Source organism: Flavobacterium sp. LS1P28 (genome assembly GCF_003970335.1).
Lineage (GTDB): Bacteria > Bacteroidota > Bacteroidia > Flavobacteriales > Flavobacteriaceae > Flavobacterium.
This window is the reverse complement of the sequence record NZ_RYDI01000004.1, coordinates 70783-90422: the sequence shown is the minus strand read 5'-3', so window position 1 is coordinate 90422 and position 19640 is coordinate 70783. Positions and strand designations below refer to the sequence as shown.

At 33.7% G+C, this 19640-nt stretch carries 14 protein-coding genes and 1 CRISPR repeat array; of the genes, 5 read left to right on the top strand and 9 right to left on the bottom strand.

Annotated features, from left to right (window positions below):
* Nucleotides 1-97: 97 nt before the first annotated feature.
* Both EKL97_RS05180 and EKL97_RS05175 read right to left on the bottom strand, forming a co-directional pair.
* Nucleotides 98-304, bottom strand: coding sequence for a hypothetical protein (locus EKL97_RS05180; RefSeq protein WP_126554434.1), 207 nt, complete (start codon nt 302-304; stop codon nt 98-100).
* 149 nt (nt 305-453) lie between these two features.
* Nucleotides 454-2442 carry a DUF349 domain-containing protein gene (locus EKL97_RS05175; RefSeq protein ID WP_126568349.1) on the bottom strand — a complete coding sequence of 663 codons (1989 nt, stop codon included), beginning with the start codon at nt 2440-2442 and terminating at the stop codon, nt 454-456.
* Between the two features lie 55 nt (nt 2443-2497).
* Here EKL97_RS05175 and EKL97_RS15550 point away from each other — a divergent pair, with 55 nt between their 5' ends.
* From EKL97_RS15550 to EKL97_RS05160, 4 genes are all read left to right on the top strand, one after another.
* Entirely contained in the window at nt 2498-2671 is a 174-nt protein-coding gene (locus tag EKL97_RS15550) for a hypothetical protein (protein ID WP_156063269.1), read from the top strand.
* Between the two features lie 214 nt (nt 2672-2885).
* Nucleotides 2886-7226 carry a type II CRISPR RNA-guided endonuclease Cas9 gene (gene cas9 / locus EKL97_RS05170; protein ID WP_126460515.1) on the top strand — a complete coding sequence of 1447 codons (4341 nt, stop codon included), beginning with the start codon at nt 2886-2888 and terminating at the stop codon, nt 7224-7226.
* A gap of 55 nt (nt 7227-7281) precedes the next feature.
* Nucleotides 7282-7521 carry a type II toxin-antitoxin system ParD family antitoxin gene (locus tag EKL97_RS05165; RefSeq protein ID WP_126568348.1) on the top strand — a complete coding sequence of 80 codons (240 nt, stop codon included), beginning with the start codon at nt 7282-7284 and terminating at the stop codon, nt 7519-7521.
* Nucleotides 7522-7879: 358 nt separating this feature from the next.
* A CRISPR array of direct repeats spans nt 7880-8837; the repeat unit is 36 nt; unit sequence GTTGTGGTTTGATTAAAGATTAGAAAACACGATATT.
* 469 nt (nt 8838-9306) lie between these two features.
* The gene (locus EKL97_RS05160; RefSeq protein ID WP_126568346.1) at nt 9307-9828 is read left to right on the top strand and encodes a transposase; all 522 of its coding nucleotides are present in this window, start codon (nt 9307-9309) and stop codon (nt 9826-9828) included.
* Nucleotides 9829-9837: 9 nt separating this feature from the next.
* Here the strand turns inward: EKL97_RS05160 and cas2 are convergent, their stop codons facing one another.
* The 6 genes from cas2 to EKL97_RS05130 all read right to left on the bottom strand — a co-directional run bounded on the left by cas2 (nt 9838) and on the right by EKL97_RS05130 (nt 16649).
* Nucleotides 9838-10167, bottom strand: a complete 330-nt coding sequence (gene cas2, locus EKL97_RS05155; protein ID WP_126455227.1) for a CRISPR-associated endonuclease Cas2 — start codon at nt 10165-10167, stop codon at nt 9838-9840.
* Nucleotides 10143-11057: a type II CRISPR-associated endonuclease Cas1 gene (gene cas1 / locus EKL97_RS05150; protein ID WP_126460527.1), complete on the bottom strand. Its 915-nt coding sequence runs from the start codon at nt 11055-11057 to the stop codon at nt 10143-10145. The genes cas2 and cas1 overlap by 25 nt, the downstream gene beginning before the upstream one ends.
* A 255-nt stretch (nt 11058-11312) precedes the next feature.
* Nucleotides 11313-12062, bottom strand: a complete 750-nt coding sequence (locus tag EKL97_RS05145; protein WP_126460530.1) for a shikimate dehydrogenase family protein — start codon at nt 12060-12062, stop codon at nt 11313-11315.
* Complete coding sequence (locus EKL97_RS05140) at nt 12062-13459, bottom strand: tetratricopeptide repeat protein (protein ID WP_126460534.1); 1398 nt, start codon at nt 13457-13459, stop codon at nt 12062-12064. The genes EKL97_RS05145 and EKL97_RS05140 overlap by 1 nt, the downstream gene beginning before the upstream one ends.
* A 277-nt stretch (nt 13460-13736) precedes the next feature.
* Nucleotides 13737-14927, bottom strand: a complete 1191-nt coding sequence (locus tag EKL97_RS05135) for an aspartate aminotransferase family protein (protein WP_126460537.1) — start codon at nt 14925-14927, stop codon at nt 13737-13739.
* Nucleotides 14928-15014: 87 nt separating this feature from the next.
* A complete protein-coding gene (locus EKL97_RS05130) occupies nt 15015-16649 on the bottom strand; it encodes an OstA-like protein (RefSeq protein ID WP_126568344.1) in 1635 nt (544 codons plus the stop codon).
* 276 nt (nt 16650-16925) lie between these two features.
* On the opposite strand from EKL97_RS05130, the gene EKL97_RS05125 reads away from it, so the two are divergent.
* Nucleotides 16926-18794 carry an alpha-amylase family protein gene (locus EKL97_RS05125; RefSeq protein ID WP_126568343.1) on the top strand — a complete coding sequence of 623 codons (1869 nt, stop codon included), beginning with the start codon at nt 16926-16928 and terminating at the stop codon, nt 18792-18794.
* Nucleotides 18795-18869: 75 nt separating this feature from the next.
* Here the strand turns inward: EKL97_RS05125 and EKL97_RS05120 are convergent, their stop codons facing one another.
* Nucleotides 18870-19640, bottom strand: coding sequence for a superoxide dismutase (locus EKL97_RS05120; protein WP_126460546.1), 771 nt, complete (start codon nt 19638-19640; stop codon nt 18870-18872).

Here is a 19640-nt window from a genome sequence, read left to right as displayed (position 1 = left end):
GCGACTGCTCACATATTAAAATGACAATTATCATATTGAAAAAAACTTTTACAAAAAAAAGAGGCTTCAAAAGCCTCTTCACAAAGAAATTTGTTCTTTAAATAGTAATAGAACGATCATGTAAAGCAAATACAGGATGTACCTGTGGTTGAATAAAAGCTGAAGAATGAATGCTGTCAGCAGAAAAGAATGAATGTGACTTTTCTGTTTGAATTGAATCCAATGAAATAGCATTTGCATTAAAAGCAAATAACAGAGCTATTGAAAAGCCAATAAAAACAACAGTTTTCTGAATCCATTTCATTTTGTAAACATAAAAAATGAGACTGACTTTATGAAATTTTTTTTAATAAATGAACGTTAAATGTTAAAATCAGCTAAGTCGTGTCTCCCCCATAAAAAAACCTCGAGTAGTTTATTCTCGAGGTTTTGATCACCAGTATGTGCTGAAATTTATTCGGTTTTTAAGTTTCGTAATTGTTTGAGTTTTTCTTTCCAAACATCAAGACTCTCTTTATGAATAGCAATGTTTTTACGAACTTCTAATACGATGGAATTTTCTTTTTTTGCATTTCTGGTATTGGTAAAAAACTGAATGTTATTTTCCAATTGAAAAATTTCATTTTGAACTTCATCAATTTTACGCATTACAAAAATCTTTTCATTATCTAATTTGCGCGTATCATGGCTTTCTGACAAATGATCCATTCTGTTTGAGAAACGCAACATATCAGTGTCTTTTTTACTCAAACTTAATTTTTCAAAAAGGGCATCCAGTATTTTGTTGAATTTTCCCTCAATATGTCTTCTTGTGAACGGTACTTTACCAAAGTTTTTCCAGGTTTCAATATGCAATTTTATGGAGTCTAAATCTGTTTTATGGTCTCCGATCAATTGGAACTCTCTTAAGGTTTCCAAGTAGGTTTTTTTAGCATCAAAAGCGGCTACTTCTTCCCCATTTTCCTCATTTTTTTGCTCTTTTAATTTGTCAAAATAATGATTGCAGGCATCCTTAAACTCTTTCCATATTTTATCCGAATATTTTCTTGGTACATGCCCTATTTGTTTCCATTCATCCTGAATTTGTTTCATGATAGGAGTTGTAGCATCAAAATCAGTGCTTTCCTGCAATTCTTTGGCTTTAGCTACAAGAGCTGTTTTCTTGCTTAAATTGTCGTTTTGGTCTTTCTTAATGTCTTTATAAAATGAATTTTTGAAAGAATTGAAATTTCTTACAGCAGTTTTAAAACTGGCCCAAGTATCCTCATTTACCTCCGATGGCACTTTTCCGGCAGAGAAGAAAGCAGTTCTCAAGGCTTCTACCTTTTCTATTTGAGCCAGCCATTGAGAATGTGCATTCACTTTCTCGGTCGCCAAAACTTCAATTTGAGCAATAATTTCTTTTTTCTTTTCTAAATTCTCTTGTTCAGTTCCTCTTTGATTTTCGAATAAAACTTCTCGTTTATCATGCATTTGCTTGGTCAAATCACTGAATTTATTCCAAATATCATCTCGATGTTCTCTAGATACCGGTCCAATATCCTCCTTCCAGATTCGATGTAAATCCTGTAGTTCTCTGAAGGCTTTGTTAATATCAGCTTCAGTAACCAATTCTTCAACACGCGCTACAATTTTTTGTTTTTGTTCTAAGTTGTGTTTAAAATCCAAATCTCTCGCTTCCCGGTCTAAATGCAGATAATCATAGAAATTTTCCACATGAAAATGGAAGTTATTCCACACGTGGTTGTATTTGTCCTTCGGAATTGGCCCGGCAGTTTTCCATCGTTCTCTTAAATCATTAAAATGTTTTAAGGTGTCTTTGATGTTTTCCTGAGGGTTAATCAAATCTTTTAATTCCTCAACAATGGCCAAACGATTTTCTAAATTTGTTTTTAGATTCGTTTGCAAGCTCTTGAAATGGGTATTTTTAGTATCTCTAAAAAGAGAGTAATAAGTATCAAATTGAGATTTCAACGAAGAATGATATTGAAATTCTTCGTTAGGGTCTTGATTTTCTGCTAGAAATTCTTCTTTTTTTTCTTCGAGGAGGTGGTTGTATTTAGCTAAAAATGCTTTTTTAATTTCTTCAATATGCTGCTTAAAAGTCAAAATTTTGTCGCTGGAAACTAAATTTTTCAGTTCGTTGACTAATACTTCAAGTGATAAGGTATCATAATCCTGCATCGGAATATCGTGACTTTCTTTGAGTGTTTCGTCTTCACTTTCAGCTGCATTTGTTTGTGTAATGGCATGAAGCGCAGTTGTATTTGCTGTTTCTGGCGCTATTACATTCTCTTCGGCGGGAACAGCAGCTTCGGGTTCATTTGTTGGATCAGTGGCGTGAGTTGCTAAAACGTTTGATTCTAATGAATTAGATTCAATAGTGTTTTTGTCTAATTTTCCGTCTGCTTCAGGCAGGTTATCATTCTTTTCTTCTAACATTTTTTCAATGTGTAAGGTTTCTAAATAGATTCAACTCGAAAGATACTAAAGCAGTATGAAAATACAAAACAAAAACTTAATTTATAGTCATTTTAGGTTAAATGGCTTTTTTTTTGGAGCTATTTCCTGCTGTCCGCTGTATTCCCAATTAATAAAAACTACGGCTGAAAAGCCTTGTTTTTCTAAATTGGGAGATGCCGCTTCCATCAGGGCTAGGGATTTGGGTTAAAATTATGAATTGTTTTCAAAAAAAAAGTCCCACCGAAGCAGGACTAAAGATTTTCATCTACGGCATATAGCCTTATTGTGATAAGATTAAAGATTAGAAATTTTAATCAGTTGTAAATATACCTATAAAATAATTAGGTTTCAATGAGGGAAACCGTAAAGCAGGTAATTATTTTCTCCGTAGCTTTAAAAATTCTTACAAAATACAGATTGTTATGGCAAAAATATTAGGATTGGATTTAGGGACAAATAGCATTGGGTGGGCAATTGTGGATAAAGATGGAACAGATTTTTCACTTGTAGATAAGGGAGTCAGAATATTTTCCGAAGGGGTTAAATCTGAAAAAGGAATTGAAAGTTCTCGTGCAGCAGAACGTACAGGTTTTAGAAGTGCTAGAAAAATAAAGTTTCGCAGAAAATTGAGAAAGTATGAAACTCTAAAAGTTCTATCTGAAAATAATATGTGTCCATTATCTGTAGAAGAAGTTATAGAATGGAGAAAATCTGGTTTTAAAAAATATCCACTTAATCCGGAATTCATTGCTTGGTTACGTACCGATGATGACAAAAACTTAAATCCTTATTATTTTAGAGATAAATCAAGTAAACAAAAGACTTCATTGTTATCGTTAGGAAGGGCTTTCTATCATATTGCACAACGAAGAGGTTTTTTGAGCAATAGATTAGATCCTTCTGCGGAGGGTGTTATCGAGCAACATAAACCCGATCTAGAAGATATTCTTGAAAACGTAGCAACTATTTCGGAACTTCAAATGGAATTAACGGACTATTTTCAAGATCGTGATTTAATTGAACGCAAAGCAACGGATTTAGACGATGGAGAAAAGAAACTGAAAACCTTATATAATTCATTCCTTAAAACGATTAAAGATAATCCAAAAGACTTTGAGAGAACTAAAACCATACTCCTTGAACGGTTGAATAAAAAAGAAGACTTAGGGGCTGTCAAACAAAAGATTGGAGAGATTTCTCAAGCAATGAAATTGGGCAATTATGCAACTTTAGGACAATATTTTTTCAGTTTATACAATAAAGGTAAAATTAGAAATCAATATACGGCACGGGAAGAACACTATCTTTCTGAATTTGAAGTCATTTGTTTGGTTCAAGGAATAGACGGAATAATAGCAACTGAAAAATTGCCTGAAAAAAGATATTTTGGACTAGCTAAAGAATTGTATAAAGCTATCTTTTTTCAAAGACCTTTAAAATCTCAAAAAGGCTTAATAGGCAAATGTACTTTTGAAAAAAGTAAGTCAAGATGTGCCATTTCACATCCCAATTTTGAGGAATACAGAATGTTGTGTTTTATTAATACCATAAAGATAAAAACTCCCGATGATGAAACTCTAAGATTTCTTACTAACGAAGAAAGATTGAAAATCACTCCCAAGTTTTTGCGAAAAAAGGACAATTTTAATTTTGAGGATTTAGCCAAAGAATTGGTTCCAAGTGGCGGTAAATATGCTTTTTATAAATCATCTGCTGCTCCAAATGTTAATTACCTGTTTAATTATAATATGAATTCTTCTGTGAGTGGATGTGTAGCATCTACTTCATTAAAAAATGCTTTGGGTGAAGATTGGAAGACTAAAATCTATAGCTATGAAACTCTTAATAAAAGCGGTGAAATAGTAACACGAAATGTAGATTATAATGATTTATGGCATTTGATTTCCGTATCTACTTCTGATTTGTACTTACAGGAATTTGCAAAAGATAAATTGAAATTGGATGATAAAAAAGCTATTTTATTCAGTAAAATAAAGCTAAAGAAAGACTTTGCCAGTTTGAGTGTAACAGCAATTAATAAAATAAATCCTTTTTTGAGAGAAGGATTGTTGTATTCGCACGCTGTTTTTATGGCCAATATTAAAAATATTGTAGATGTCGACATTTGGAAAAATCTTGAGGATAGAAAACACATCCAAACTAAAATTGCCGAATTAATAGCTACAAACACTTTTGATAATAATTTATTGGAAATTGTAAACGGGCTCATTAAAGAATGTAAAGTTGGTGGTTTTTATTATTCAAAAGAAGCCGAAGGAACCTATAAATCAGATTTAGAAAAAAAGGTAAGTTATTTTGTGAAATCAAATAAAATTGATGACCAGAAAGAGGCTATTGTAAAAAAGTTATTTCCTATTTACATTGAGCAATTAAAAAAATACGAATTTTTAACAATAAAACGATTAGACGAAAAAGTATTTGATTTTTTAGATGGTCAAAATGATGACGGACAGGTTTTTTGTAACGCCAAGAATAAACTTAATAAACTATATCATCCATCGGATATTGATGTTTTTAGAAAGCAAATTTTAAAAGATGGAAATGGAAACGAAAAATTAGTTTTAGGAAGTCCGTTAATTTCTTCAATAAAAAATCCGATGGCGATGCGAGCCTTGCACCAATTACGGAAAGTGTTGAATGCTTTAATTATTGAAGGTCTAATTGATGAAAAAACTAGAATTCATATTGAAATGGCCAGAGAATTAAACGATGCCAATAAACGAAAAGGAATTCAGGATTATCAAAGAGATATAGAAAACAGCAGAAAAGCATACATTGAGGAGATTAAAAAAGACTATAAAGCGGAAACTGGAATAGACATTGAGCCAACGGAAGACGATATTTTACGTTATCAGTTATGGATTGAGCAAGACAGAAAAACAATTTATGAAGAGCAATATACTAATATTAGTATATGCCAAATTATAGGTAGTGACCCTGATTATGATATAGAACATACTATTCCAAGAAGCAGGTCACAGGACAATTCACAAATGAATAAAACGCTGTGCAGCAAGCGATATAATCGGGAGATTAAAAAGAATAAAATGCCTATTGAGTTGAGTAATCATAGCGATATTTTAGATCGAGTTGCACCTTGGCAAAAAAAATATTTGGCATTGGAATATGATATTATAGGGATTTCAAGAGCAGTTAAAGCGGCAACGACAAAGGAACAAAAAGACCGAAAAATCAGATTGCGCCATAAATTGAATTTACAGAAGGAATATTTCAAAGGAAAATACGAACGGTTTACTTATAATGAACCGAAAGTAGGTTTCAAAAACAGCCAAATTCCAGATACGGGAATTATAACCAAATATGCCAGTGCGTATTTAAAATCATATTTTGGCAGAGTAGAAGCCGTAAAAGGCGGAATGGTTGCTGAATTTAGAAAAGCCTGGGGAATTCAGGAAAGTTATATTAAAGACGGCAAGAAATATTATAAAATTAAAGACCGCAGCAAGCACACACACCATTGTATTGATGCGATTACAATTGCCTGTATGACCAAAGACAAATATGATGTAATGGCGCATGCTTGGGATTTAGAAGATGACTTGGAAAAAAATCAATACAAATTGATGAAATCCGTTTTAGAACAATCAAAACCTTGGAAAACCTTTACTGAAGATTTAAAAAAGATTGAGGACGGAATTTTGGTTTCCCATCATACACCAGATAATGTAAAGAAACAATCTAAAAAAATTATCAGAATACGAGGGAAAAAACAATTTGTTGCCGAAATGGAAATTGATACAAACGGAAAAAATGTTCCGAGAACGGACATCAATAACAAAATAATTTTTAAGAAAGATAGCAACGGAGAGAAAATGGCGAGGTTTCACCAAGGTGACACTATTCGAGGTTCTTTGCATCAAGACAGTATTTATGGGGCAATTAAAAACCCATTGCATCAGGAAGAAATACGCTATGTAATCCGGAAAGATTTAGAAAGTATTAAAGCTTCTGATGTGGAAAATATTGTGGATGAGGTTGTAAAAGAAAAGGTAAAACAAGCAATTGCCGCTAAGGTTTTACTGCTATCTTCAAATCCACAACAAAAAAACAAACTTGCTGAAAATCAAAAGGTTTGGATGAATGAAGAAAAAGGGATTCTAATAAACAAAGTTAGATTGTATGCTAATTCCGTAAAAAATCCCTTGGAAATAAAGGATCATGCCTTGCTGTCGAAATCACGCCATGAGCACAAACAGAAGGTTTATGCTCAAAATGACGAGAATTTTGCAATGGCAATTTATGAAGGACTTGATACAAAAGGAAAATTAAAACGAAGCAGTTTATTAATAAATATGTTTGATGCAGGAAATTATTTTAAATTGAGTAATGACAATAAAAAAAATTATCCAATTGCTCCAGAAAAAGACGAAAATGAATTGCCTTTGAAATATGTTTTAACAAAAGGTAAAATGGTTTTGATGTATGACAAATCTCCAAATGAGTTTCTGGAAATGAGTGAAAATAAAATTTTAGAAAGATTATTTCAAATTACACAATTAGATGTTGAAGGTTCTTGTATTAAATTATTGTATCATCAGGAGGCAAGAGAAAAGAAAATTATTACCGAATCAATGGGATTAAAAATTGGAATGAAAGGGGGGAAAAATTTGGGAGAGCACCAAAAATTCCCTTGGATTAAAATAAGTGAAAATTCATTTGATTGTTTAGTTCAAGATTATGATTTTACAATTTCCGCATCGGGTAAAATAATTTTAAAATAATTCTTTTTGGATACTGAAAGGTCGGTGTATATTTACACCACTAAATAATTTTATCATGTCTAGACAAAGTATCACTTTAGCCAATCAAAATGATGAATGGTTAAAACAACAAGTTGCCAACGAAGAATTTACCAGCAAAAGTGAAGCGGTAAATTATTTAATCAAGCAAGCTCGTGATCGAGATGAGTATGTTGAATTTGTTCGAATGAAGTTAGATAGAGCTGAAAAAAGCGGATTTAGCACCAAAACAAAAGAGGAATTATTAGCAGAAATTAAGAAAAAACTAAATATTTAGTTATAAACTTAATATACAAGCAGGGAAGATTTGACTCGAATTTTTGAATATGGAATTGGTCGTTTAGGATTTCTTCAAGTTAATAAATATTATGAAATGTTTTTTGATTGCTTTTCAAAAATCGCATCAAATTCATATCTATTTCCTGAAGCTATTCGTTTTCGTCAAGGTTATAGATATTGTATTTGTGGAGTGGATACTATTTTTATAAATTAATGCCAATGAAATAGAAATAATGGCAATTATAGGAAGACAAGATTTTTAAAGGTTCTTTGACATACAGTTTTTCATTGTCTTAAACAGCCAAACCACAACTGAAAGGTATGGCATCCGCCCAGCAGGGATGCAGTAGCTTTCAGTTGTGGTTTGATTAAAGATTAGAAAACACGATATTTTCGATTAAAAAGTAAACCAGAATATCGTTGTTGTGGTTTGATTAAAGATTAGAAAACACGATATTACACATATACTATGGGTAGCACGGCTGCAGGTTGTGGTTTGATTAAAGATTAGAAAACACGATATTTTTCATCTACATTCAAATCACTATTGTTTGGTTGTGGTTTGATTAAAGATTAGAAAACACGATATTAGCCACTAGAAACAAGAAGCCAGATAATTGGTTGTGGTTTGATTAAAGATTAGAAAACACGATATTAAGATTGTTATTTCTATAAAAGAATTGATAGTTGTGGTTTGATTAAAGATTAGAAAACACGATATTATATATGTAATAATTAAGCGTATCTTTGAAGTTGTGGTTTGATTAAAGATTAGAAAACACGATATTCGATGTTGATTATTTAGTTTTCATAGATGGGTTGTGGTTTGATTAAAGATTAGAAAACACGATATTCAAATTATAAAAAGGAACGGTTTTAAAGGGTTGTGGTTTGATTAAAGATTAGAAAACACGATATTTTATCATAAACAGCTTGCTTATGCTGGGCTGTTGTGGTTTGATTAAAGATTAGAAAACACGATATTCTGTCAAAGTGTTTAAATCTAATCCATTTGGTTGTGGTTTGATTAAAGATTAGAAAACACGATATTATTGGCTATTCAACTCAATCACGTCAATTAGTTGTGGTTTGATTAAAGATTAGAAAACACGATATTTACCGTTAGGATCAGTATTGGTTTTTACGGGTTGTGGTTTGATTAAAGATTAGAAAACACGATATTAATCTGTTTTGGAAAACCATTTTTCAAGAGTTGTGGTTTGATTAAAGATTAGAAAACACGATATTGTTTCCCAAATAAAAGGAACTACAAACCTAGTTGTGGTTTGATTAAAGATTAGAAAACACGATATTAGTTGGCTTGTTACCTTCTAATTATCAAAGGAATATGGGTGAATGTCGTATAAAAAAACGCCTCTTTTTTGGATTGATATCCCAATATTGAGGCATTTTTTTATTTCTATCAATAAAAATTCGATAAATGGTAGTAGAATCATAGTAAGAGGCAAGATTCAATGATTAATTTTTAGTGCAATCTGCAGGGACAGGTCGCGACCTGTCCGTACGTTAGAGATTAGTCGCAAAATAATTTATATTTTTTTACGATTTGTGTGCAAGATAGGAAATGTTGTTTTGGGAATGTGAATAGGGCAGGGACAGGTCGCGACCTGTCCGTACGTTAGAGATTAGTCGCGAAATAATTTATATTTTTTTACGATTTGTGTGTAGGATAGGAAATGTTGTTTTGGGAATGTGAATAGGGCTGGAATAGGGCAGGGACAGGTAGCGACCTGTCCGTACTAATTATGAAAAAGAAAAAATAATGAAAAATAGAAAGCGAAATAGAATGCTGGGATATGATTATTCGCAAAATAATTTATATTTCGTTACGATTTGTGTGCAAGATAGAAAATGTTGTTTTGGGAATGTTAATACGGCAGGAACAGGTCGCGACCTGTCCGTACACGAGCCAATGAATCCGTATATGGAATGGAATGAATATGGTTCTATTGCACAAAAACAATGGAATTGGTTGGATAATCAGTATGCGTATGTTATTTTACATTCTTTTATAGTAATGCCGAATCATGTCCACGCAATTTTGGAAATTGATAGTAATTTGATATCTGATTGTGAAATAAAAATAAAATCAGTATCGGAACTAATTGGTGCTTATAAAACGACCTCATCAAAACAAATTCATTTAGCCGGTTTGTCTGATTTTGCCTGGCAGCGTTCTTTTCATGATCATATAATTAGAAACGATGGGTCTTATGAAAGAATTTATAATTATATCGAAACAAATCCTGAGAGGTGGAATACAGATGAGCTTTTTGAAAAATAAAATTATTGTTTAAAACAATTCCAACTGTGTTGGGGCATTACTATTTTCCTGTTTGGCTTTTCCTAAATAGTTGATAATCATTCCAAATTGTTTGTCGGTAATACGTAAAACACTAACTTTTCCTAACGAAGGAACGAGTCGGTTAATGCGTTTTTCATGAACATCAGCACTTTCTCCACTCGCACAATGCCTAATATAAACTGAAAATTGCATCATGCTAAAGCCATCTTTTAAGAGATTTCCTCGAAACTGAGAGGCATTCCTTTTGTCTTTTTTAGTTTCTGTAGGCAAATCGAAAAACACGAACAGCCACATTATTCGGTATCCGTTAAGTTCCATAATTTAGGATATTTAATTTTTTTTCGGTGACCTGTAAAACAGTGCTGGAGCGAACTAGCCGTTTTTTGCAATCCTACCATTAAAGGGCTTTTTTCTTCTTTGAAATAAACAGTTTGTGTCAGCATTTGTAATAGTTCTGCTTTTATTGCGGTGTTTAGTTCTTGTTCTTGATACCGGTTCATAATATCAAAAACTTTTTCGTCAACAATGGGACGAAAAGGTTCCATAATATCATCAGCAAGTGCAAAAGCATTGTATTTACTTTTATGATGAATACCAAGTGTATTCAATAATCCGCTTCCGGAAAGTGCTCTAGCTGTAGCGGCTCTTAAAATAGCATACCCGTAGTTTAAAAAATTGTTGGGATAATCACCATAACGTTCTCTTTTTATGCCATTTTTTTCATGATTAGGTAACGGAAAATTTTTCCAATATTGTTGTGCAGCAACTCCTTCCATATTTGTGGTGTCACCGCTTAATACTTTGCTAGCCAGAAACTCAAACGTATTTTTATTTTCAGTTATTTTTGCTAACAATTCCCCTTGATTTTTAATTTTTTCAATAATAGTTTGTTGCCATAGTTGTTTTTTCAGAGGAATTGAAGCTTCGATTTGATTTTTGAATATTTCCTGCTGAATGTGATGGCTGTTGAGGTTGAGTAACATTCCATTGGGTAAGTGGTTGCTACCACAAATAATAATAGCAGTATTATTTTCTACAATTAAGTTCATAGCAGGAATACTCAGATAAATTTCAGCATGATCGAGTACCAGAAAACCAATGTCTTCTATTGGAATGGTACTTTCTCTTATTTCTGATTTTAGTATTAGCTGTTGGTTTTTTGTCGTGATTGAGGATTTATTTTCGATAAGAATTGTTCTTTTGATCATAATTTAAGCCGTTAAATTAATTGCAAATATTTGATTATCAATCAAATTAACATATTTAATAATCAGTTATTTTACGGGAAACCTCAATCTGCCTTTTAAATTGCTGATATAAAAAAATCGTCTCGTTTTAAAACAGTAAAATGGCTGTTTTAAAACGAGACGACCGATAGAAATTTTAATTAATTAATTAATTTAAGCGAGAGCTAATACAATAATCTTGATTACGCTCGATTTGACAAGAAATAAACTTCTTAGTTATTTATTCCAGATTTTCCACGCTTTCTCTGCTTGAAAAATAAGCATATCCAAACCATTTTTGATTTGTGCTCCTTGCTGTTTGGCTTTTTTTAGGAATTGTGTTTCTGCAGGATTGTAAATCAAGTCAAATGCAATGTGCTTTCCTGTGAAAAACTCATACGGGATCAATGGAAACGCATCCACATTTGGACTTGTTCCTACTGGAGTCGAGTTGATGATGATTTGGTAATTGTCGAATGTTGTTGCGTTGATTCGGTTATACTCAATCGCATTTTCTTTAGCTTCTCTCGACACAAAAGTATAAGGAATGTCCAGTTCATCCAAAGCAAAAGCAACTCCTTTAGAAGCTCCTCCTGTGCCTAAAATCAAGGCTTTTTTGTGGTGCGGTTGCAACAGGGGTTCTAATGATTTTTTGAAACCATAATAATCGGTATTATACCCTTTCAACGTTCCTTTTTTGGTGATTTTGATGGTATTTACAGCGCCAATTAATTCCGCTTTTTTAGATAATTTATCCAGAAACGGAATGACGGTCTCCTTGTATGGAATAGTTATACTTAACCCTTTTAAATTTAAAGTGTTTTTTAGTATCTCTGGAAGTGCTGTTATTTCTGGAATATCAAAATTTTCATAGGTGCAACCAGTAAAATTTTCATTGTTAAATTTATCGGTAAAATATCCTTTAGAAAAAGAATAACTAATATTGCGACCCAGTAACCCAAAACGTTTTCTAACTGTTTCTGTCATTATTTTTTTTTATGTTTTGCAATGTAGTTTTGCACCATTTTTTTGGCCCAAACTACTGGAAATAAATCTTCTAAAAGGATGTAATTATCAAAATTTAATCGTAAGGCATTGCTTAAATGGAATTTTGCTTTTGTATTATCTGTTAGCATAAAATACAATCCTGCTAAGCGGTATTCAACTTCATTTTCTTCCGGAAAATATTCTGAAGCTTGTAATAAGGTTTGAATGGCACTTTCGAATTCTCCTAAAAATTGTAGAATATCCACCCAGAATAACCAGGTGTCAAGTTCAGTATCGCCAAATTCAACTGCTTTCCTGTATCCAAATTCAGCTTCTTCAAAGAAGTTCATTTGCTTATTGATAGTCGCAAAGCGTTTCCAATACAAGCGATTTTGGTTGTCAATCGCTAATGCTTTATTGACATAAAATAATGCTTTTTGGTAATTTTTTTGACGTACATAAAAATCCGTGATGGCAATCCAACCTTTATCTAAGAGTGGATCTTCATGCACTGTTTGATTGAAATATTTTAAGGCTAAAGCTTTGTTCCCTAATCTTTCATAACATTTTCCCATTCGAAGTAACGCATACGAAGTTGCATCATCTAATTCAATAGTTCTGCTATAACTTTCTATGGCTTTCTCGTATTTTTTTAATCGTTCAAAAGCTTTTGCTTTTTCCATGAAAGCACCAAGGAATTCATCATCAATTAAAGTAGCGTAATCAAAGGCACGAATCGCATTTTCATATTCTTTTACACCATAATGCAAACGGCCCAGTTGGTGCCAGGCAATTTCGCTGTATGGATTTTTGTCAATGTATTTATTTAAATAAGTAATCGCTTCTTGGTTTTGATCTAAAAATTCAAAACAATACACTACGTTATACAAAGCGGATTGGTCTTCCAGATCTTCTTCTAAACACTTGATGAAGCTTTCTTTTGCCAGTTCAAGATTGTCCATAAAAAGATATTCCATGCCTATTAAATTATAGACATCAGCATAATCATCTGTGTATTTTAACGCGGTTTGTAATAATTCAACCGCCTTTTCGTGTTGGTCTCTTTTGGAGCAGATATTGGCTTTTTGAATGTAAATTTCTTCATTGGTTGGTTCAATGGCATACAACTCGTTCAATAGCTTTTCGGCTAGTTCGAGTTTGTCGTCATAAACTAGCATTTCCACCTGAACTAATTTTAGTCCGGTAGATTTTGGGTGCTGTTCTAATGCCAGTTTGAGTGCTTTTTTTGCTAAAGCGGCCTTACCCATATCGAGGTAATGAAGAATAATTTCTTCAAATTCTTCGGAGTCAAAAAAGAGTACTTTGTTGGTTTTCAACATGGACTCAAATTTAGACAATGATAAGTTATAGTCTTCTTCTTCGTTGCTTAATTGCATACTGTGTGTTTTTAATTTGGCCTAAATAAATTTAGGGAATCGTGCGTGTACTGCGAGGGAAAGTTGGAATTGTTGTGAACAATTTAATTAACAAAAAAAGAGGTAGTTTAAACGTATGCCCTAGCCCTGATAAGAGTGGAAATCCTTTTGCTTTTTGCTGACAAAAAGTAAAAGATTAAAACGGATAGCAGGAATAGCTCCCAATTTTTTTAATTGTTTTGAATAGGTATTTCAATATGTATCCAATAGTACAACTTCTGCTATCAAAAATCGTTAATCATTTTTCTTCAATCATTATTCCATCCATTACTTCTAATATGATGCTGCAACCTTCTCGTATCTCTTGTTCAGAAATGGTAAGCGGTGGCGTAATTCTTATGGCGCAATCTTCAAATAATAACCAGAATAAAATGAGTCCTTTGTCTTGACATTTAAGAATCACTTCGTTTGTTATATCGGCACTTTGGGTCATTGCAGCCAGCATCAATCCTTTTCCTCTTATATCCTGTATCAAAGGATGTACCAAAAGTGATCTGAATAGCTTTTCTTTCTCCATCGCCTCATCCATGAGATTGGTCTCGGTAATTTCCTGCAAAGTAGCCAAGCAGGCTGACGCAATGACAGGGTGGCCTCCAAAAGTCGTGATATGACCCAGTTTTGGATTATCGCTCAACAAATCCATCATTGCTGATGAAGCCGTAAAAGCACCTACAGGCATGCCACCTCCCATTCCTTTTCCCATAACTACGATATCAGGAACAACATCATAATTTTGGAATCCAAAGAGTTTTCCGGTTCTCCCAAAGCCTGGTTGGATTTCATCGAGAATCATCATTGCACCCACTTCTGTGCAGCGCTCGCGTACTTTTTTGAGATAATCATCGTTTGGCTGAATAAATCCAGCACCACCTTGAATGGTTTCCAGAATAATTCCAGCCGTTTTAGTGGTTATTTTTTGTAAATCGGCTTCGTTGTTGAAGGTAATAAAATCAACATCAGGTATCAATGGACGAAAAATTTGTTTGCGTTCTTCAAATCCCATGACGCTCATAGCACCCATTGTATTGCCATGGTATGCGTTATGACACGAAATCAATTGGCTTCTTCCGGTAGTTCTTCTAGCTAGTTTTAAAGCACCTTCAATGGCTTCGGTTCCTGAATTGACCAAATAAGTTTTATCTAAAGGTGCGGGCAGGAGCGAGGCTAACAATTTGCAATACTGAACCGCCGGACTTTGTGAATATTCGCCATAGACCATAACATGAGAATATTTGTCTAACTGATCCTTTATGGCTTGATTGACTCTAGGATGTTGGTGTCCCAATGTGCATGCGGAAACTCCCGCCACAAAATCCAAGTATTTCTTAGCGTTCGTATCGTAAATATAAGAACCTATAGCATGTGAGACTTCCATGCCCAATGGATATGGTGAGGTTTGTGCTTGGTATTTTAAGAAATCTGGATTCACGGTTATTTGTTTAATCTTTTATTTGTTAAATTGACAGAACGGTGATTGAATACTGCTCCCGAAGTGTCGGGACTGCTCACTGCTGACTTACTTCTTCTTCTTCTTCTTCTTATCGTAATTCAGGGTTTCTTTTCGGATTTTCATAGGAATATCCTCTTTGGCCTCTGCCGCTTTAGTTGCTTTATCTATTTTATCGTTGTCTTCATTTTCTTCGGCAGGAAAAATATCGTCCTTGGATTTTATTCGTTCCTCTCCTCGCCAAAGCAGTCCTCTTAGGATACGGGCATTTTCTGGCAACTCTTTCTCTGGATAAATATCGCCATCCACTTGCTGGAAAAACGTGATAGTTTCTATCGCATTTTCTTCTAAAATAAGATTGATTTTGCTGCTTACATTCTTATTGATACCAATGAGTTCCTGAGCTTCGTTGCGCATGTAATAAATGACTTCGGCATTCTTTATAATATCAACATCATGGAGTTTTCCTTCTTTAAATTTCCCATAGAGATTTTGACCCTTTACTTGATTGTATCCAGTTCCTATCGTGTCTTTGGAGACTATAAACGTGTTGTTGAGTACTTTGAGCGAATCTAGTTTTTGGGTATTGTTGTCTCCTATGAGATGCATGACATCTCCTGTGATTTGGTTTTCTGCGTTCCAAAGTATTGGATTTCCAATCATTTTGGTCAACGCTGTTTTAGAACTTGAATGAATCGAATCACATTTTCCGCTCATATCAGTTTTGAAAAACCGGACATTGTTAAACGCTCTGATAATTCGGTTTCCTTCTTTTCCAGTAACCATTAATTTTTTTCCATGGATGTAAACCGAGTCATTTTCGACAAAATTCACTGCAACAGCTCTTTTGGTTACGTACATAGAATCCAGTTTTTTATACACCTCAGCATAATGCCCTTTTATAATTCCGCGATTGATGGAATCCGTTATTTTTACGTTTCGCGTTGCCGATGCAAATTCCCGGTTTCGATCATAGTACAAACTGTCGCCTTTAATCACCCGATCATCGTATTTGATGTACGATTTATTCAGGAAATGAGCCAGATTTTTTTTGGTATCATAAAATCCTTTTTCGGTATATATATAATTGGCTTTACTGGTAATTGTGGATGGTCCAAAAAGATACGAATGCCCGGAATTACTGAAATAATCCAAGTGATTTGATTTAATTACATAGGTTGGATTAGTAATAGTAACAGCTGTAAGGAATTGGAATTTCTTTTGTTTCACATAATATCTTCCTGAATTGCTTTTTAGCGTATTGTCTTTATTGGTAATTGTTCCTGGCGTATCGTAAAATACTTCTTGAGTGTTTCGGTCAAAATTAATAATCTCTGTTACCAAAGTCGCATCAGGGGAACTCATTACGGCATCTCCGGAAGCATAGGCTTTTTTTACATTTCCATTGTATTCCGCATATTTACTGTTTAGGAATAAAGTGTCACCTTGCACCATTTGAACATTGCCAAAAGCCTTGATGTAGTTTTCTTTTTGAAAATAATACGCTTTATTACAAGTCATTATCACGCCATCATGATTGACACGTACGTTCCCAATCAGCAATAATGCATCCGGTATTTCTACCTGATTTACATCGGCAAAATCTGAGTTTTCTACAATAATTTTTTTTGGGGCTTGCGCCAAAACTAAATTAGCAGTGAACAGTATGAAACAATAACGAAGGAAAAAAAACGATTTTTTCAATGGATTTAATTTTTGTCAAATTTATGAAAAAGGATACAATCCTAATCCATATTAGGATTTATTTATAATTAGTCAAAAGTGCATGATAAACGATGACTTTTCCTTTTTAAAGTTATCAACAAATGCGGCAACTCCTTCGTTGTAGTTTGTTCTAATGGAGAGATGATTATATAATTTCAAACAATATAGAGTTCTTTATATTTAAAAAATATTAAATTTAAAAATTGATATTCATTTTAGTATCAAAAGAATTAAAATCAGCATAAATAATTTTATATGATGAAAAAAACAACTATTGTTGCCGGTATAAGCGTAGTGCTTTTGGCGACAGCCTGTAAAACGAAAGAGTTAAAAATGAATACGGAACAAAAGGAGTCAGTTTCCCATAAAAAAGAAGTGGTGTATCAGGTTTTTACCCGATTATTTGGGAATAAAAATACGAACAACAAGCCTTGGGGAACCATTGAAGAAAATGGAGTAGGAAAGTTCAACGATTTTACAAATACGGCCTTAAAGGAAATAAAGGATTTGGGAGTTACTTATATTTGGTACACCGGAGTTCCGCATCATGCTGTGATTCGAGATTATTCCGCTATTGGAATTTCTAATGATGATCCGGAAGTGGTCAAAGGACGAGCCGGTTCTCCTTATGCCGTAAAAGATTACTACAATGTGAATCCAGATTTGGCTGTAAATCCTGAAAATCGTTTGCAGGAATTTGAAGCTTTAGTTGTGCGAACTCACCAAGCTGGATTAAAGGTGATTATCGATATTGTTCCCAATCACATTGCGCGAAAGTATGAAGGAAAAAGTAATCCGGTTGGTGTCAAAGATTTTGGTGCGGATGATGACACGACCGTTGAATACAAAAGAGACAATAATTTTTATTATATTCCAAATACACACTTTGAAATCCCTGACACAGACAAGCCATTAAATGGAGAAAAGAATCTGTTAATTGATGGAAAATTTGTAGAAAGTCCAGCAAAATGGACTGGGAATGGTTCTCGTATGGCAAAACCAGATCGAAATGACTGGTATGAAACCATCAAAGTAAATTACGGTATTCGTCCGGATGGTTCCAAAGATTTTCCGGAACTTCCTACTGGTTTTGATTCCAAATCCTATCAGGAACATTTCGATTTTTGGAAAGGAAAAGATGTTCCAAACTCTTGGGATAAATTCAAAGACATTGCCTTGTATTGGACGGCAAAAGGAGTCGATGGTTTTCGATTTGACATGGCCGAAATGGTGCCGTATGAATTTTGGAGTTATATGAATTCAGCCATTAAAGTAAATAATCCGAATGCTTTTTTATTAGCCGAAGTCTACAATCCTAAAGAATATAGAAATTATATTCATCTGGGTAAAATGGATTATTTGTATGATAAAGTAGAAACGTATGATAAATTGAAAGATATCATTCAAGGAAAAGCTTTGCCTGATGGCTTATCTGACATCCAAAACGGAATTTCAGATATTGAGCATCACCTGTTGCATTTTCTGGACAATCATGATGAACAACGTTTAGCAAGTCCGGAATTTGCGGGAACGCCACAAAAAGGGAAGCCTTTGATGGTGGTTTCTACAACCATAAGTACGTCGCCTACGATGGTTTATTTTGGACAGGAAGTAGGAGAGGCTGGAAATGAAAATGCTGGATTTGGTACCCATTCCAGAACGTCAATCTTTGATTATATAGGTGTTCCCAATCACCAACGCTGGATGAGCGGAGGAAAATTTGATGGTGGTCAGTTAACGCAGGATGAAAAGGACTTGCGAGATTTTTATAAAAAATTATTGAATTTCTCTTTGAATAGTACTGCTTTAATGGGGAAATACCAAGAAATACAAACGGTGAATCGCCATATGACTCAAGGATACGATTCTGGAATTTATGCATTCACACGCTGGTCTGATACGCAAAAATTAATCGTTATCACTAATTTTTCATGGCTTACTACTAGCAATTTCGAGTTAAAAATCCCTTCAGATGTAATCCAAAAATGGAATTTGAAAGACGGAAATTATACACTTACGGATCAATTATACCATAAAAGTTCTGTTGAGCTGAAAGTATTCAATGGTGAAGGAAACGCGAAAATTACAATAGCACCTTCAGAATCGTTTATTTATCAATTGTAAAGGATTTTTAGTTAGCAAAAGGATAAAAAAAAGCTAATATAAATTTATATCAGCTTTTTTTAGCTCAAACGAATACTATTTTTTTGTTACAGCATCATAATTTTCTTCTATTTTTTTCCAATTAATTACATTAAAAAAAGCATCAATATAATTTTTTCTTCGGTATTGGTAGTCTAAATAATAAGCGTGTTCCCATACATCTAAAGCTAATATTGGAGTTCCGGGAACAACTGCATTACGCATCAAGGGATTATCCTGATTAGGTGTGCTGGTTACTTGTAATTTTCCGGATTTATCTAGAATCAACCATGCCCAACCGGAGCCAAATTGTTTTGTCGCTTCAACTTTAAACGCTGTGGTAAAGTTTTCAAATGAACCAAAATCTCTGGTAATTGCTTCAGCCAATGCATTTGATGGTTGACCTCCCCCTTTTGGCGTCATGCATTTCCAATACAAAGAATGATTGTAAAAACCTCCTGCATTGTTGCGAAGTGTGGGGTCATTTGGATCTAATTTACTTAATACTTCCTCAATTGTCAGATTTTCAAGTGGAGTTCCTAAAATAGCCTTGTTCAAATTGTTAGTGTAAGTCAAATAATGTTTGGAATAATGGATTTCTAAAGTAGTAGCTGATATGTTTGGGGCTAATGCATTGTACCCGTAAGGAAGTTTTTCCAGTTGAAAAGAACCTTCATTAGCCTTTACGTCCTCCGGAATTCCGGTTAATACTTTCTCTTCGGTCGTAGGTAAGGGAACTTCAACGACTTCGGTAAATTTTTTTTTATTACAAGAAATTATGCCAATCAGTAGCAGTATAACTGGAATTAAAAAATATAATTTTTTCAT

Bases quoted from the DNA above. Each gene is read 5' to 3' on its own strand.
- EKL97_RS05125 (WP_126568343.1), top strand. From the start codon at position 16,926: ATGATGAAAAAAACAACTATTGTTGCCGGTATAAGCGTAGTGCTTTTG.
- EKL97_RS05175 (WP_126568349.1), bottom strand. From the start codon at position 2,442: ATGTTAGAAGAAAAGAATGATAACCTGCCTGAAGCAGACGGAAAATTA.
- EKL97_RS05160 (WP_126568346.1), top strand. From the start codon at position 9,307: ATGAAAAATAGAAAGCGAAATAGAATGCTGGGATATGATTATTCGCAA.
- EKL97_RS05140 (WP_126460534.1), bottom strand. From the start codon at position 13,459: ATGCAATTAAGCAACGAAGAAGAAGACTATAACTTATCATTGTCTAAA.
- cas2 (WP_126455227.1), bottom strand. From the start codon at position 10,167: ATGGAACTTAACGGATACCGAATAATGTGGCTGTTCGTGTTTTTCGAT.
- EKL97_RS05165 (WP_126568348.1), top strand. From the start codon at position 7,282: ATGTCTAGACAAAGTATCACTTTAGCCAATCAAAATGATGAATGGTTA.
- EKL97_RS05180 (WP_126554434.1), bottom strand. From the start codon at position 304: ATGAAATGGATTCAGAAAACTGTTGTTTTTATTGGCTTTTCAATAGCT.
- EKL97_RS15550 (WP_156063269.1), top strand. From the start codon at position 2,498: ATGAAAATACAAAACAAAAACTTAATTTATAGTCATTTTAGGTTAAAT.
- cas1 (WP_126460527.1), bottom strand. From the start codon at position 11,057: ATGATCAAAAGAACAATTCTTATCGAAAATAAATCCTCAATCACGACA.
- cas9 (WP_126460515.1), top strand. From the start codon at position 2,886: ATGGCAAAAATATTAGGATTGGATTTAGGGACAAATAGCATTGGGTGG.
- EKL97_RS05120 (WP_126460546.1), bottom strand. From the start codon at position 19,640: ATGAAAAAATTATATTTTTTAATTCCAGTTATACTGCTACTGATTGGC.
- EKL97_RS05145 (WP_126460530.1), bottom strand. From the start codon at position 12,062: ATGACAGAAACAGTTAGAAAACGTTTTGGGTTACTGGGTCGCAATATT.